The organism is Pseudarthrobacter sp. 902506025, assembly GCF_040702325.1.
Taxonomy (GTDB): Bacteria; Actinomycetota; Actinomycetes; order Actinomycetales; family Micrococcaceae; genus Arthrobacter.
This window is the reverse complement of record NZ_JBFBKW010000002.1, coordinates 340,165-354,278: the sequence shown is the minus strand read 5'-3', so window position 1 is coordinate 354,278 and position 14,114 is coordinate 340,165. Positions and strand designations below refer to the sequence as shown.

The window sequence follows — 14,114 nt, the reverse complement described above, 5'->3', positions numbered from 1 at the left end:
GCACCCCTTTTCCGTTACCCACAGATTGAGTTTCTTCCATGCGTATCGCCGTAGCCCAGATCATCAGCAGTGCCGACACAGCAGCCAACCTTGAGCTGGTGTGGGAGTACGCTGCCCAGGCCAGCAACGCCGGCGCCCAGCTGGTGGTTTTCCCCGAAGCGACGATGCGCGCCTTCGGCCACTCCCTGAAGGACATTGCCGAGCCCGTTGACGGCCCGTGGGCCAGCGAAGTCCGCAGGATGGCGAAGGAGCTGGACCTCACGATCGTGGCCGGCATGTTCACTCCGGGAAAGGACGGCCGGGTCCGTAACACACTGCTGGTCACCGGGCCCGGGGTGGAGGCGTCCTATGACAAAGTCCACCTCTTTGACGCCTTTGGCTTTACGGAGTCCACGACAGTGGACGCCGGGGAAGCGCCGGTGACGTTCGAGCTGGACGGGACCGTGTTCGGCCTGGCGACCTGCTACGACGTCCGTTTCCCGGGCCTGTTCACCGCCAACGCCAACGCGGGTGCCCAGGTGAACATCGTGTGTGCCTCCTGGGGTGCCGGTGAGGGCAAGGCGGAGCAGTGGGACCTGCTGGTGCGCGCCCGGGCGCTGGACAGCACCACTTTTGTGGTCGCCTGCGGCCAGGGCGACCCCGAAACAGTGGGCGCCGGCCCGGCGGGCACAGCACCCACCGGCATCGGGCACAGCGCCGTGATCACCCCCCTGGGCAAAACGGTGGTGGCGCTGGGCGGCAAGCCGGAACTCGCCGTCGTCGACATTGATCCCTCAACGGTGGACGACGTCCGGACCAAGCTGCCCGTCCTGGCCAACGCCCGCACGTTCTGATCGCGTGAGGCGCCGTTCATAGCTTCGAAACAGACGGCAAAAGAGCGGACGACGCCGGGTCTCACCTGGGGCGCCCCGCGGGCACCCGTGGTGGCAGGCATCGGGCGGGGCCGGGGCGTCCGGAGGCCGGCGCCGGAAGAGGCGCCGTTTACATGCCCGAAACATAGCCGATACGTGAACTTCACGCACGGGCTGTTTGTGTAACGTGGCCGCAACTTTAAGCGGCATTGGCTGAAACACACACCGCCAAAAATGGAACCCGGGGGAAATGCCACGGGGCCAATCGGGCCCCTGCACCACGTTCACGTTGCGAAGGGACCCACCGGTGGAAATCACTGCCCAACACGTCTGGCTGATGATCTCGGCAGCCATGGTCCTGCTGATGACCCCGGGCCTTGGCCTCTTCTACGGCGGCATGACCCGCGCCAAGGCCGCCCTCAACATGATCATGATGAGCTTCATCTCGGCAGGGATTGTTGGCGTGGTCTGGGTTCTGTGGGGCTACTCGATGACCACCGGCGACGGCGTGCTGGGCCTCTTCGGCAATCCCTTCACCAGCTTTGGCCTGCAGAACCTCATGGGTTCACCGGACCTCCTCAAGGCCGGGTACAGCGCAACATTCGCCATCATCACCGTTGCCCTGATCAGCGGCGCCATCGCCGACCGCGCCAAGTTCGGGGCCTGGGCCCTGTTCGTGCCGGTGTGGATCACGGTGATCTACTGCCCGCTCGCGTACATGATCTGGGGCGGCGGGCTGATGAGCGCAGGGGGTGCCGTCACGGAAATCTTCGGCCAGGTCATCGATTTCGCCGGCGGTGCCGTGGTGGAAATCAGTTCGGGAACGGCTGCCCTGGCGCTGGCCGTGATCGTTGGCCAGCGCCACGGGTTCGCGAAGGACCCCAACCACCGCCCCCACAACCTGCCTTTCATCATGCTCGGCGCCGCGATCCTGTGGTTCGGCTGGTTTGGCTTCAATGGGGGGGCCGCCACCAGCGTCGAACAGGCCGGCCTCATTTGGATCAACACCCTGGTGGCACCCGCGGCCGCCATGCTCAGCTGGCTGGTCACGGAGAAGGTCCGCCACGGACACCCCACATCCCTGGGCGCCGCCTCCGGCGTGGTTGCCGGCCTGGTGGCCATCACCCCTTCCTGCGCCAACATCAGCCCCGTGGCCGCTATCGGCCTGGGCCTGGTGGCCGGCGCGGCCTGCTGCGTATTCGTGGACCTCAAATACCGCTTTGGCCTCGACGACTCCCTGGACGTGGTGGGTGTCCACCTGGGCGCCGGCCTCATCGGCACCCTGTCCCTGGGCTTGATCGCCCTTCCCGTGAACGGCCAGGGCGGCGGCCTCTTCTACGGCGGCGGAGTCCAGCAGCTCATTGCCCAGACAGCCGCCGTCATCATCACCCTCCTGTTGTCCGGTGTTGGAACCGCGGTCATTGCCCGGATCATCAACAAGACGGTGGGCTTCCGGGTCAGCCACGAGGCCGAGACCGCCGGCGTGGACCTGTCCGAGCACGCAGAGACTGCCTACGCGTTCGGTGAGATCGGAGCAGGATTCAATCCCCTGCGCCTCGCCGCGGCCCACATCCCGACCGCAGCTGCCCCGGCTGAACGGCACGCCAAGGAAGACTCCTTCGCGTAGGTCTGCGTTCTAGTCCGCAAGGATCTTGTAGAGCGCGCGGCGCAGTTCGTCCATCTTTTCGACGGCGGCAGCCCGCTGTTCCCCGGTCACTCCGGCGCGGAACTGGTGGATGGCACCCATGAGCTTGGCGATGCTCTGATGGAAGTCCCTGTCCGCGCTGTCCGGTTCAGCGTTCCACGCGTTCTCCATTTCCTCCGCGTGTTCCGCCACGTAGGCGCGGCCTGCATCGGTGAGGGCAAACTCAGTCCCGCGGCCTTCGCTGAGCGCCTCAATCAGGCCCTCGTCCACCAGCTGCTGGAGCGTGGGATAGATGGATCCCGGGCTGGGCCGCCACACGCCGCCGGTCTTGGCGGCAATGGTCTTGATCAGTCCGTAACCATTGGACGGCGCCTCTGCCAGGAGTGACAGGATGGCCGCGCGCACATCACCGCGGCTGGCCCGCCGTCCGCCGCGTCCAAAGCCGGGGCCGAACCCCGGACCAAAACCCGGCCCGAATCCGGGGCCAAAACCAGGCCCGAACCCCGGACCAAAGCCTGGACCGCGGTGCCCATGGGGGCCGCGGTGGCCCCTCCCCCGCTCGAAGCGGCCCCTGCCGAACTCAGGGCCCGGTTGTTTGTCGTCGAATATGCCTTTCATGGTGGCATCGTCCTTTCATACTGTCGTGTTCGCTGTGGATTCAGCGATAGTTAACGATATGTCGGTAACTATCGCTGGTCAAAGGTCTGGTGTGATCAAATCCTGACCTTTCCGGCTCTGGTTCGCTCCCCGGCGGGAGCGTATCCTGATCCCACCTTCGAGCGCGGGGGCTGAGGAATGGCAAGGAAGCGGAAGCGCAGGCCCGGTTTTGGGACAGTTCTGGGACGGATCCTGGGATTCCTCGCAGCGAGTGTCATGTGCGGCGTGCTGGCGGCCAGCCTGGTGGTGCCGGCCGTGGCAGCCGCGGGCATGGGGGTCAGTTCCTCGATCGGATTCTTCGACAGCCTGCCCGCTGAACTGACCGTGCAGCCGCCATCGCAGGCCACCAAAGTCCTCACTTCCGACGGGCAGCAAATCGCCACCTTTTACGCGGAAAACCGCGTGAAGGTGCCGCTGGACCAGATGTCGCCCTTCATCAAGGAAGGCATTGTCGCCATCGAGGACAGCAGGTTCTACGAGCACGCCGGTGTGGACCCGCAGGGGATACTGCGGGCGCTGGTGTCCAACCTGACCAAGGGCGGCGAGCAGGGCGCGTCCACCATCACGCAGCAGTACGTCACCAACGTCCTGAACGAAGCGCAGCTTTCACAGGACAGGCCGGACGCGGTGGTGCTGAACGGGCAGAAGAACCTGGGCGACAAACTGCGCGAAATGAAGCTGGCCGTCACACTGGAGAAGAAGTACACCAAGGACCAAATCCTTGAGGGGTACCTCAATATTGTGTTCTTCAGCAGCAACGCGTACGGGATTGAAGCGGCGGCACGCTACTTCTTCAGCACCACCGCGAAGGACCTTACCCTCCCCCAGGCCGCCTTGCTGGCCGGGGTGGTCAACAGCCCCACCCTCTACAACCCGGCCACCAATCCTGATAAGTCGATCGTGCGCAGGAACCAGGTCCTGTCCGAGATGCTGCGCCTGCGCAAGATCACGCAGGCCCAGTACGATGCCGCCGTAGCCACCCCGATCCAGCTGAAGATCACGCCGCAGCAGCAGGGCTGCGCCAACGCTGCCATGGCGCCGTACTTCTGCGACTACATCTCCCATCTGATCCTGAACAATCCCGCCTACGGGCCCACCGAGGCTGACCGCGAACGGAAGCTTTACCGCGGCGGCCTCACCATCACCACCACACTGGACAGCAGGCTCCAGGCAGCCGCCCAGGCCCAGGTGGACGAAACGGCGGGCGCGAACCCGGACCGGTGGGCGGCCTCGCTGCTGACCCTGCAACCGGGCAGCGGCAAGATCCTGGCCATGGCCCAGAACACGGTCTTCCTCCCGCAACCAGGCAAGTTCGACACCAACCTGAATTTCAACGTGGATGCCAAGGACGCCCAGGGCAACGACCTGAACGGCGCCGGCGGGTTCCAGCCCGGGTCCACCATGAAGCCCTTTACCTTTGCGGAGTGGCTGAACGAGGGAAAGTCGCTCACCGCCGAAGTGGACGCCTCACGGCGGGTCTATCCGCTGGGGTTCCCGTGGAAGGACAGCTGCGGGAAGGTGCTGGGAGCGTACAGCACGGCCCAGGCCAACCCTGCCCTCGGCGCTGCCGATGACCTGCAGAATGCGGAGGACGGCTTTTACCGCCCGATGCCCGTCAATTACGGCCTGTACAACTCGATCAACACGGCCACCTTCGCTTCGGCATCCCAGCTCGACTTTTGCGGCATCCAGAAGATGGTGGACGCCGTAGGGCTGCACAGCGGCCTGGACAGCACCCCGGTCAACATGCATCAGCTGGGCAACCTCCTCGGCGGCACCGGTGTGGCACCCCTCACCCTGGCAAATGCCTTTGCCACCTTCGCCACGGAGGGCCGCTATTGTGCTCCCATCGCCCTGGTTGATGTCACTGATCCCGCCGGGGCAAAACTGCCCGCGCAGGCACCCGACTGCCACGACGCCGTCAAACCCGATGTGGCCCGCGGCGTCAACTCGGTACTGCAGGACGTGCTGAAGAAGGGTTCCGGCGTCTGGATCAACCCGAAGGTGCAGGACAAGGTTCCGACAGCCGCCAAGACCGGAACCTCGAACAACAACGGGTCCACCTGGGTGGTTGGCTACACCACCGGCCTGGTCACGGCGTCCTTCTTCGGCGATGCCCTGGAAGGCCAAAAGCGGGCAGGGCAGAACGTCACCATCAACGGCACGTTCTACCCCCGCCTTGACGGGTACATGATTGCCGGGCCGCAGTGGGCCAACTACATGCTCAAGGTGGCACCCCTCTATCCGGCGGGTCCATTTGCGCCGCCGCCCGCTTCGATGATTGGGCCCAATCCCAACTACAGGCCGTAGCCGGGGATGGTCCTCAACGCAGCCGGTAAGGACCGCACTGCTCTGGCACGATGGGAACGTGAGGATCCTTGAGACTGAGCGGCTCATCCTGCGCCCCTGGGAGCCGGCCGACGCCGCGTTCGTGCTTGACCTGTACTCCCGCTGGGAGGTGCAGCGCTTCATCGGCAACCACCCCCGGATCATGACCAGCATGGCGGAGGCCCGGGAGCGCATCGCCACGTGGCGGGCCATGGACCATCCCGTCCACGGGGTTTGGGCAGTCCAGCCCAAGACGGCAGGCCCGGACGATCACCAGGCTGCGGCCCCACCTGTTGGAACTTTGCTCCTGAAGTCCATCCCGGCGTCGGGCGCTGAACTGCCGCTGCAGCCCTCAGGTGATACGGAGATCGGGTGGCACTTCCATCCGGACCACTGGGGCAACGGCTACGCCACGGAGGCAGCCCGGACGGTTCTCAACTACGCGTTCGCAAGCGGCCTGCCGGAGGTGGTGGCAGTGACGCACCCGGCCAATGCCGCGTCGCAGCAGGTGTGCAGAAGGATTGGCCTGGCCCACCGGGGCCAGACCGGCAAGTACTACAACGCCTTGTGCGAGCTGTTCGGGAGCACAAACCCTTTCGCCTAGCCCGTGCCCTTCCAGAGGCGCTTCCACCAGGACCGCTCCGGCTCCGGCTCAGCAGGCGCCTCCACCGCGCGCGCGGTCCGGCGGCTGCGCCAGCGCTCCACTTCGTCCTCCACGTCCCGGGTCCTGGTGACCACCGGCGGGCCGCCCTGGAGCTGGCGGCGGGCGTCGATCACGCGCCGGTTGAAATCCTGCAGGATGTCGCGGACCTGCTGCTCGGTGTACTGGGCGTCCAGCCTGGCGTCGAGTTCGGCGTCCTCAGTGCGGAGCAGGATGGCCGCCGGGCCCAGGCCGCTGATGTTCTCCCGCTGGATCAGCCCCTTCACCCACCAGTCGGGATCGTACGATTCGCCCAGGCCCGGGATCGGCTTGCCCGCGTACTTCAGGTTGTCGAACTTGCCTTGCGCCATGGCGTCGCGGACCAGGTATTCCGCCCGGGCAGCATCGCTGACTTTTTTGCGCTTCTCCCGCTCCTGCGCGTCGAGGGCGTCCAGCGCGGCTTCCTCCTCGGCACTGATGCCGGCACCACGGTATGACCGGGCTTCGGCCGCACGCTCCAAGCGCTTGCGGAAATCCCCTGCGCCGCCGCTCATTGCCACCACCGCCTCTCCTCGCTTGGCCCCCATCTTCCAGTATTCAACGGTGGGCTTGGGCGTTCAACGCCCAAGGTGGGCGGACGACGGCGGCGCGTCCCGCCGTCGTCCGCCCACCCGGCGCTGTGGCAAAGGGTGGTGGTAGGTGCGCTGTCAGGCGTTGGCGTGCTCGGCGAGGATGCCGTCCATCTGGCCGACCGCCTCCTTGAGTCCTTCCTCCATCCCCATCTGCATCATCTGCTCCAGCTGTTCCTCGGACTCGAAGGTGGACAGCATGGTCATCCGGGTCCGCTCCCCCAGCGGCTCCAGGGTCACCGTGGCGTGGCTGATGCCGAACTCCCCCGTGGGGTTGCCGTCGCTGTCCGCGAACCCGTCGTCGAACTGCAGCTCCCGCGGGGACTCGATGTTGGTGAACTCCCACCAGCCGTGCGCCTTGTCCCCGCCAGGTCCTGTCATGTAGTAGCTGGCCCGGCCGCCGGGAACAAAGTCATGCTTGTAGAAAGTGGCGGGATAGGTGGGCGGTCCCCACCAGCGCTCCAGCCGGCGCGGATCCTCGAAGAGCTGCCAGACCCGCTCCACGCCGGCGTCGAACTCGGCGACGAGGGTGAGGCTCAGGGCCTCCGGGTTCTTATCCGTACTGATGACTGTCATGGCAATGCCTTCCTAACCTTCAGCGAGAATGTCGGCCATCCGGGCGGCCCGCTGCCGCCAGATCTGTTCAAAGTCATCGAGCAGCCGCCGGGCGTTGTGCAGTCCTTCGTGATCGCCCCGCACGATCTGCTCCCTTCCGCGCTTTTCCTTGGTGACCAGTGATGCGCGTTCCAGCACCGCCACATGTTTTTGGACGGCGGCGAAACTCATGGCGTACAGGGCTGCCAGACCGGACACGGAGTACTCGCGCACGGTGACCCGGCGGACGATGTCCCGCCGGGTGGAGTCGGCGAATGCCTGGAAGAGGCGGTCCGTTTCGGTCTCGCTTAGCTTTTCTACAACCATTTGGTTGTACGTTAGTCCCGCACTGACGGCAGGTCAAGCGTTTTTCCTTCCTCCGGCAGCCCGGCAGCGCCGGCCGGTACCTTGGAGCCCATGAGCATTTTCCTTGCCGGGGCCGGCCCGGATCCGCTGGGTTTTCCGGACGTCTTTGACCGGTTCGTGGAGGATATCCGGCGGCATGCCGCGCCGGGCCGGGCTGCCCGGGTCGCCGTTGCCGTGCATCATCACGGCGGAAGCCTGCAGGATCTGGTGGAGGCCTGCGCAGGCCCGCTCCGGCCCAGGCTTGACTGTGAGGTGGTGGCGGTGCCGCTGGCAGAAGGCAGGACGGCGGATCCGGCCGGGTTCAGCAGTGTGGACGGCGTGGTGGTGGGCGGCGGATTGACGCCGGCGTACTGGAGTGGCCTCTTCCCGGCGGCCACCGCCATCTCCGGGCTGGTGGCAGGGGGCGCCCCCTATCTGGGGTTCTCCGCCGGAGCCATGGTGGCACCAGCCCGCGCGCTGATTGGTGGCTGCCGGATCAACGGGGTGGATGTGTGCGGGGAGGAGTGCTCGGAGGGCCTGGACGCAGTGGACGTTCGGGAGGGCCTGGGGCTGGTCCCGTTCGCGGTGGACGTCCACGCCGCCCAGGCCGGGACATTGAGCCGCGCGGTGGGCGCCGTGGCAGCAGGCCTGGTGGAATGGGCGGTTGCCATCGATGAGGGCACGGCAGTGGTGCTGGAATCAGTCGGAGCCAGGGACTACGAGGTCATTGGCAGCGGCAACTGCTGGGACATCCGCACGGCAGAAGGCGGGGCGGCGGTGTCCGTGCGGACCGCCCGTTGACCGGACGGGGACCGCTGGTGGACGGCAGGGAGCCTGGGGCGCCGGCCTAGGCCTCGAAGTGCGTCTGGATGCTGCTTCCGGACAGCTGTTCAATCAGTTCCTTGGCCACGTCCCGCAGCTTCCGGTTGCGGTTGCTGGAGACCTTGGTGAGGATCTCCATCGCTTCTTCCTGGGAACAACGGTTCTGCGCCATGATGACGCCGCAGGCCAGGTTGATGGCGGTCCTGCTCTCCAGGGCAGCTTCGAGGTCGTCTGCCCGGTTCTGCGCGGTGTGGATGCGGACCGAGAGGTGCAATGTGTTGTGGGCGGCGGCGGCGAATCCCGCCGCTTTGTCGTAGACGTCTGCCGTGAACACGCCCGGCTTGGTGGCGAAGAAGTTCAAGGCAGCACTGGCTTCGCTGCTGATTTCCAGTGGCACGCCCAGGGTGCTCTGTACGCCCCGGCCTGCCAGTTCCTGGTTGTACTTGGTCCACCGGGGGTCCCGCGCGACGTCGTCGATCAGCACAGGTGCCATCTCACGCAACGCACGGATACACGGACCGTCCCCCAGCGCCTGCTCGATGAGGTCCAGTTCCAGGGCCCGGGCACTGCTGCCGGCCGCAGTGGTGGGCCGGCGCCGGAGCTTCAGGGTCACCGCGCACTCAATGTCGTCACCGGCAGCCGCGGATACTGCCGCTGCCGCCATTCCCGAGAGTCCGGACAGGAACTCCACGGCATTTTCAGCACCCACCAGGACCTCCTGGAGGTTCTGGACGGTCACATCGTCGGCAGGATTCAGCATGGGGTTCATCTTACGGTCGCCCGGCCCCCGCGCGGCAGCGGAGCGGGCATTTACGGGGGCTTAAGCTGAAGTCTCAGGGATCCGCTTGGACTTACGCACGACGAAAGGCTTCAGCAACTTATGGGGAAGGCACGCCAAACGGGCAGCCCGCTGCAGTCCGCCAGCGCCTCGACGCCTGCCGGGTCGCCGGCAGGCCCGAACTAGGAACCAGCCTGTGGGCTTCGATCCAAACGAGCCGGAACAACGGCGCCGGCTCCGGGCGGCCATGAAAGCCGCCGACATCTCCATTTCGGCGTTGTGGCTGAAGTACTTTGGCTTGTCCGGGGACGCGGGCGAATATGAAGTGGAGGCCTATCTGCAGGGGCTCCTCTCGTTGCCGGCAAGCCAGCGCGACCTCCTGGCACTGGCAGCGAACGAACTCATAGAGGACCTGCCACGCCCCCGCGCCCCGTATTCCGATGACTTCTCCCGCCAACCAGGTGGTTCCCCTGCCGGGCGGTCAGATACGGGCCAGTCATCGGACACAGGCCAGTCATCGGACACAGGCCAGGCAGAGGATGCCTCCGGCCGGGGAGATGGGAACGGCCGCAGCTTCCTGCCGGACGCAGAACACGACAGCGACGGCGGCGCGGGGCCGGGGACGACGACACCCGGCCCATAGGCGGCCGGGTCGCGCGAAGGCAACCGGCCGCTATACCAGAAGGACCCCCAAGGGCGTAGTGTCAAACGTAGGAGATTTCGGGATGGGCACCAGGATCCGGAGGTTGAATGCACGGGCCGAACGCGCCAAGAGCGGGCGGCCGCCAGCCAGGAAAAGCAATACCTGGCGCAACTATGGATCGAGGCCAGATGGCCGGGAACAATGCGCTGACCACCGCCGGGCCAATGGGACCGCAAGCATGAACGCCGACTGGACCGGGGACCCTGACCAACTGCTGGAAGCCGACGAGCAGCGAAGGGATGTGGCCCGGCGTTTCCGCGAGACGCAGCTACCGATGCTGAAACTGTGGACGTACTACTACGGCCTCGGCGGCGACGCTGACGAAATGTCATTCGACGCCTACCTCAACGAAGCGCTCCACCTTCCGGCGTCCCAAGTGGGATTGATTGCCACGGCCATGAGGGAACTGTCAGCGGACGAGGACCAATGACCGGCAGTGACGAGCAGCCCTTCCCGGACCCCGACGAACTGCCGCTGGAGGCAGCAGAGCTGTCCTTGCAGAAACTGGTGCTGGAAAGCCCGGACATCAAGGCGTTCCTCACTGAACTGGCAATCCTGGCCAGTACCCGGCTGTCCGGCCCCGGGAACACGATCCACAGCGGCGTCACGGTGCTGCGGCACAAGCGGCCCCAGGCCGTAGCGGCAAGTGACGCTGCGGCACGGGCCCTCGACGAGCTGCAGAACGGATTCGGCCAGGGCCCCTGCCTCACCGCGCTCCGGCAGGGAACCACCCTCCTTGTGCCGGACCTGTCCGCCGAGGACCGCTGGCGACCCTATATCCGGACGGCTGCAGCGCACGGCGTGTCCTCCATCCTCGCCGTCCCGCTGGACCTGGCGGGGATGCAGAAGCGGTGCTGAACCTCTACTCGGGCCGCAGCAACGGGTTCTCCGGCGAGGACGTCGCCACCGTGGAGTCGTTCGCGGCCCAGGCAGCCAGTTCCCTGCGGCTGATCCTGCGGATTTCGCAGCTCAGGGAAGCCAGGAATGACCTCACCGCCGCAATGCAGTCACGCACCGTGATCGACATGGCCGTAGGCGCGATCATGGCCCAGAACCGCTGCGACCGGGATACCGCCTTCAGCATCCTCACGCGGGCCTCGAGCACCAGGAACATCAAGCTGCGGGACGTGGCCGCCACGGTCATTACCTCGATTTCAGGGGAAGAGAGGATTACCGCCTACTTCGACGAGTAGCTGTGGCGCCGGTCACACGTGATGAGATTCACTCGCAACAAATGCGTGATTTGGTTGAGCAGGCCCGTCCGCCATGGGCACTATGGATGGGCAGGGCCGGAAACATCCGCCCTTGACATCCTGGTGACGCAACGAGGCCCACCGGTGAGCGCAGGCCGCCGACCCTCCGAGCGCGGACAGGCCATTGCCGGGGACACAACCGGCTTGACACAGGAAAGTACTGAACAATGACGTTTAACACTGCCGAATCCGTGACGCTGAAGATCTGGGACCGGACTTCCCTCCACGAGACCCTCGATTCCGCGGTCTCCGACCTCTCCGCGCGCCACAACACCACCACCTGCCGCATCGCCGTCACCTGCAGCGGACCCAACACCTTCACCTTGAGCGTCCGCGGGAACGAGCCGGCACTGGCCCTCTAAGCGGCCCACCCGCACAGGGCGTTGACGACGGCGGGCCCCACCCGCCGTCGTCAACGCCCTTTTTGCTGCCCGGATCCGAAAGTGACGACGATCACACCAGAACCTGCGTGAGGTTTTCCGCTCCCGCTGCGTCTTACTTGTGAGGGCGCACGAGGCGCCTGGAATCCAGTTCCAGAACAAGAAGGAGCGACGCAATGACCACGCAGACGCAAACCCCCGCAACTGTCCAGCAGAAGAAGACGGCTGCCGCCCCTGCCCATGAACTTTCCTCCGCCGCCGGCCAAGACGGACGCGGACGCACCACGGTGGCGGACGGCGTGGTGGCCAAGATCGCCGGCATCGCCATCCAGGAGATTGACGGTGTGCACGCCCTGGGCGGCGGCGCAGCCCGGGCCCTGGGCAACCTTCGCGAAAAGGTTGGCCAGAAGGACCTGACCCAGGGCGTCAACGTCGAGGTGGGCCAGACCCAGGTTGCCGTTGATGTGACCCTCGTGGTGGAGTACCCGCACCCCCTCCAGCAGGTGGCGGACAACGCCCGCGACGCCGTCTACTCCGCCGTGGAGGACCTTGTGGGCATGGAGGTCACCGAAGTCAACATCACCATCACGGACATCCATGTTCCGTCCGATGGTGAGGACACGGACGACGCCGACCGCGAACCGAGGGTTGCATGACCCCGGTGGTTGCCGGGACGGCCGCCGGAGCCGTCCTGGCGCTGGCCGCCCTGGCCTTCGGATTCTGGGGCTTCCTGCTGACGGCGCTCTTTATGGGAACAGGAGCCGTACTGGGAAGGGCCGCTGAAGGCCGGCTGGACCTCGGCGCCGTGCTGGATGCCCTGCGCGGCCGCCGCTCGTCAACGTGACCACGCAGGCGCACACCCGCCGGGGCCACACCCGGATTGAGCAGGCAGCGCTGCGCCACGCCCTGGAAGCGGTGGCGGCCGGTGCCTTCAGGGTCCGGCCGGAGGACGTGTCAGCCACACTGCAGGACGATGCGGGAAAGCTGGGTGTGGACCTCCTGGTGCGGCTCCCGCCGCCCCCGTTGCCCGGACCGTCCGCACTGCAGGGACCGCCGGAACAGGGACAGCTCCCAGTGCTGGAGCGCGCAAGCATCGCCCGGCTGAGGATTTCCTCCCTGGGCCAGCAGATCACCGGGCTGCAGTGCGGCCGCATCAACATCCGCCTTGGAGCGGGAGGCCGGGCCGTCCGCGAGGACCGGGTGGACCAGCGGGTGGACCAGGCAGACCGTTCAGACCGTTCAGACCGTTCAGACCGCAGATTGGACAGGAGGAAACCGTGAACCAGGGACGCATCACCAACCGGATCATCCGCCGGGAAACGCACTCATCGCGCACCGGATTATCCGTCCTTACCGCAGTCCTGCTGCTGGTGGCCTGCCTGTGGCTGGGAACCGAAAGCGTCCTGTCGCTGCTGGGGCAACCTGCGCTGCTGGCCTCCCCAGGCCATCTCGCATCGCTCGTGCCAGCTGTTCCAGAGGCCGTCCTGCCCGCGGGCCTGGTGGCCGGCGGAACCGTCGTTGCCCTGGCCGGTGCCGCCCTGCTGCTCGCGGCGGTCAGGGGCGGGCGCCGCGGCCGCCGTGCCATGCTCAGCGGCCGCAGCGCCTTGGTGGTGGACGACGAAACAATCGCTGCCGCCATCTCACGCAAGGTGCGGCTGGCCGCCAACCTGGCCCCCGGCCAGGTGGCCACCACCGTGACCCGCAACCGCGCTATGGTCCACGTCCACCCGACGTCGGGCATGACCCTGGACCCGGCCGTCCTCACGGCGGCGGCAGCCGAGGAACTGGCATCCCTGCGCCTTCGCAAAACCATCCCGGCACAGGTCCGGGTTGCCACGGAAGGAGCGGTGGGGCGATGAACAGCACCAACAGGGCCATGAACAGGCTCCTCCTGGCCACCGCCGGGCTGGTGCTGCTGGCGGCGGGCCTGCTGGCCGCGGGAGCGGGACTGGTTCCTGCTGTCCGGGAACAGTGGAATGCCGTTGCCACTGGCCTGCTGGAACGGTGGCAGGCCTTGCTTCCCACCGCACCGGCACCGGAGCCCCTGGGCAGTTGGTGGTCCCTTGCCCTGCCCGCGCTGCTGCTCCTGGGTGCGGCGGCAAGCATCTTCTGGTTGACGCGGCAGGGCGGCGGCCGCACCGGCACTGCCGCCAGCGAACAGGATCCGGAGTCCGGGGACACGGCAGTGGACGTCTCCTACCTGGCCGCAGCGGTGGACGAGGCCCTGAAAGGCAACCGGGCCGTCGTCGGAAGCTCCCTGACAGCCTGGCGGGGCCGCACCAAACGGAACACAGCCCCTGCCCTCCGGCTCACCCTGCAGGCCCGCAACGGCGCCTCCCCCCGGGAGGTCGCGGACCTGGCGGAGGACCTGGTTGGCGCGATTGACGCGCTCCTGGGTCATCACCCCACTGTTCTGGTCCGAATAGGAAGTGGAACCAGGACAAAGCTGGCCCGCGCACACCGCGCCGGCTGAGCAGAAACAGGAAACA

The 14,114-nt window shown here is 66.5% G+C and carries 20 protein-coding genes; 15 read left to right on the top strand and 5 right to left on the bottom strand.

What is annotated here, in order from left to right:
- Nucleotides 1-38 precede the first annotated feature (38 nt).
- The gene (locus AB0280_RS05505; RefSeq protein WP_366366380.1) at nucleotides 39-833 is read left to right on the top strand and encodes a carbon-nitrogen hydrolase family protein; all 795 of its coding nucleotides are present in this window, start codon (nucleotides 39-41) and stop codon (nucleotides 831-833) included.
- 325 nt (nucleotides 834-1,158) lie between these two features.
- Nucleotides 1,159-2,478, top strand: a complete 1,320-nt coding sequence (locus AB0280_RS05500) for an ammonium transporter (RefSeq protein ID WP_366366378.1) — start codon at nucleotides 1,159-1,161, stop codon at nucleotides 2,476-2,478.
- A 9-nt stretch (nucleotides 2,479-2,487) separates the two neighbouring features.
- Here AB0280_RS05500 and AB0280_RS05495 read toward each other — a convergent pair whose 3' ends face one another.
- Nucleotides 2,488-3,114, bottom strand: a complete 627-nt coding sequence (locus AB0280_RS05495; protein ID WP_159630575.1) for a PadR family transcriptional regulator — start codon at nucleotides 3,112-3,114, stop codon at nucleotides 2,488-2,490.
- A gap of 177 nt (nucleotides 3,115-3,291) precedes the next feature.
- Here AB0280_RS05495 and AB0280_RS05490 point away from each other — a divergent pair, with 177 nt between their 5' ends.
- Both AB0280_RS05490 and AB0280_RS05485 read left to right on the top strand, forming a co-directional pair.
- Nucleotides 3,292-5,463: a transglycosylase domain-containing protein gene (locus tag AB0280_RS05490; RefSeq protein ID WP_366366376.1), complete on the top strand. Its 2,172-nt coding sequence runs from the start codon at nucleotides 3,292-3,294 to the stop codon at nucleotides 5,461-5,463.
- A 58-nt stretch (nucleotides 5,464-5,521) separates the two neighbouring features.
- On the top strand, nucleotides 5,522-6,085 hold the full coding sequence (locus AB0280_RS05485; RefSeq protein ID WP_307491623.1) for a GNAT family N-acetyltransferase: 564 nt from the start codon (nucleotides 5,522-5,524) through the stop codon (nucleotides 6,083-6,085).
- On the opposite strand, the gene AB0280_RS05480 is transcribed toward AB0280_RS05485, so the two are convergent.
- The 3 genes from AB0280_RS05480 to AB0280_RS05470 all read right to left on the bottom strand — a co-directional run bounded on the left by AB0280_RS05480 (nucleotide 6,082) and on the right by AB0280_RS05470 (nucleotide 7,671).
- Nucleotides 6,082-6,675: a DUF1992 domain-containing protein gene (locus tag AB0280_RS05480; protein WP_366366652.1), complete on the bottom strand. Its 594-nt coding sequence runs from the start codon at nucleotides 6,673-6,675 to the stop codon at nucleotides 6,082-6,084. The genes AB0280_RS05485 and AB0280_RS05480 overlap by 4 nt on opposite strands.
- Nucleotides 6,676-6,828: 153 nt before the next feature.
- Complete coding sequence (locus AB0280_RS05475; RefSeq protein ID WP_366366375.1) at nucleotides 6,829-7,326, bottom strand: SRPBCC family protein; 498 nt, start codon at nucleotides 7,324-7,326, stop codon at nucleotides 6,829-6,831.
- A gap of 12 nt (nucleotides 7,327-7,338) precedes the next feature.
- Entirely contained in the window at nucleotides 7,339-7,671 is a 333-nt protein-coding gene (locus AB0280_RS05470) for an ArsR/SmtB family transcription factor (RefSeq protein WP_366366373.1), read from the bottom strand.
- Between the two features lie 90 nt (nucleotides 7,672-7,761).
- Between AB0280_RS05470 and AB0280_RS05465 the strand changes: the two genes are divergently transcribed.
- Nucleotides 7,762-8,490, top strand: a complete 729-nt coding sequence (locus AB0280_RS05465; RefSeq protein ID WP_366366372.1) for a Type 1 glutamine amidotransferase-like domain-containing protein — start codon at nucleotides 7,762-7,764, stop codon at nucleotides 8,488-8,490.
- A gap of 46 nt (nucleotides 8,491-8,536) precedes the next feature.
- Here AB0280_RS05465 and AB0280_RS05460 read toward each other — a convergent pair whose 3' ends face one another.
- The gene (locus AB0280_RS05460; protein WP_159630563.1) at nucleotides 8,537-9,271 is read right to left on the bottom strand and encodes a GAF and ANTAR domain-containing protein; all 735 of its coding nucleotides are present in this window, start codon (nucleotides 9,269-9,271) and stop codon (nucleotides 8,537-8,539) included.
- Between the two features lie 214 nt (nucleotides 9,272-9,485).
- Between AB0280_RS05460 and AB0280_RS21520 the strand changes: the two genes are divergently transcribed.
- The 10 genes from AB0280_RS21520 to AB0280_RS05410 all read left to right on the top strand — a co-directional run bounded on the left by AB0280_RS21520 (nucleotide 9,486) and on the right by AB0280_RS05410 (nucleotide 14,098).
- Nucleotides 9,486-9,932, top strand: coding sequence for a hypothetical protein (locus AB0280_RS21520; RefSeq protein WP_425328580.1), 447 nt, complete (start codon nucleotides 9,486-9,488; stop codon nucleotides 9,930-9,932).
- A gap of 238 nt (nucleotides 9,933-10,170) precedes the next feature.
- The gene (locus tag AB0280_RS05450) at nucleotides 10,171-10,422 is read left to right on the top strand and encodes a hypothetical protein (protein ID WP_307491613.1); all 252 of its coding nucleotides are present in this window, start codon (nucleotides 10,171-10,173) and stop codon (nucleotides 10,420-10,422) included.
- A complete protein-coding gene (locus tag AB0280_RS05445; RefSeq protein WP_366366370.1) occupies nucleotides 10,419-10,850 on the top strand; it encodes a GAF domain-containing protein in 432 nt (143 codons plus the stop codon). Before AB0280_RS05450 ends, AB0280_RS05445 begins: the two co-directional genes overlap by 4 nt.
- On the top strand, nucleotides 10,844-11,185 hold the full coding sequence (locus AB0280_RS05440) for an ANTAR domain-containing protein (protein ID WP_366366369.1): 342 nt from the start codon (nucleotides 10,844-10,846) through the stop codon (nucleotides 11,183-11,185). The genes AB0280_RS05445 and AB0280_RS05440 overlap by 7 nt, the downstream gene beginning before the upstream one ends.
- A 227-nt stretch (nucleotides 11,186-11,412) precedes the next feature.
- Nucleotides 11,413-11,607: a hypothetical protein gene (locus AB0280_RS05435; RefSeq protein ID WP_159630557.1), complete on the top strand. Its 195-nt coding sequence runs from the start codon at nucleotides 11,413-11,415 to the stop codon at nucleotides 11,605-11,607.
- A 194-nt stretch (nucleotides 11,608-11,801) separates the two neighbouring features.
- Entirely contained in the window at nucleotides 11,802-12,281 is a 480-nt protein-coding gene (locus tag AB0280_RS05430; protein ID WP_307491608.1) for an Asp23/Gls24 family envelope stress response protein, read from the top strand.
- On the top strand, nucleotides 12,278-12,469 hold the full coding sequence (locus AB0280_RS05425; protein WP_224027096.1) for a DUF2273 domain-containing protein: 192 nt from the start codon (nucleotides 12,278-12,280) through the stop codon (nucleotides 12,467-12,469). Before AB0280_RS05430 ends, AB0280_RS05425 begins: the two co-directional genes overlap by 4 nt.
- On the top strand, nucleotides 12,466-12,906 hold the full coding sequence (locus AB0280_RS05420) for a hypothetical protein (protein ID WP_307491605.1): 441 nt from the start codon (nucleotides 12,466-12,468) through the stop codon (nucleotides 12,904-12,906). Before AB0280_RS05425 ends, AB0280_RS05420 begins: the two co-directional genes overlap by 4 nt.
- Complete coding sequence (locus AB0280_RS05415; RefSeq protein ID WP_307491603.1) at nucleotides 12,903-13,484, top strand: hypothetical protein; 582 nt, start codon at nucleotides 12,903-12,905, stop codon at nucleotides 13,482-13,484. Before AB0280_RS05420 ends, AB0280_RS05415 begins: the two co-directional genes overlap by 4 nt.
- Complete coding sequence (locus AB0280_RS05410; RefSeq protein WP_307491600.1) at nucleotides 13,481-14,098, top strand: hypothetical protein; 618 nt, start codon at nucleotides 13,481-13,483, stop codon at nucleotides 14,096-14,098. The genes AB0280_RS05415 and AB0280_RS05410 overlap by 4 nt, the downstream gene beginning before the upstream one ends.
- Nucleotides 14,099-14,114 lie beyond the last annotated feature (16 nt).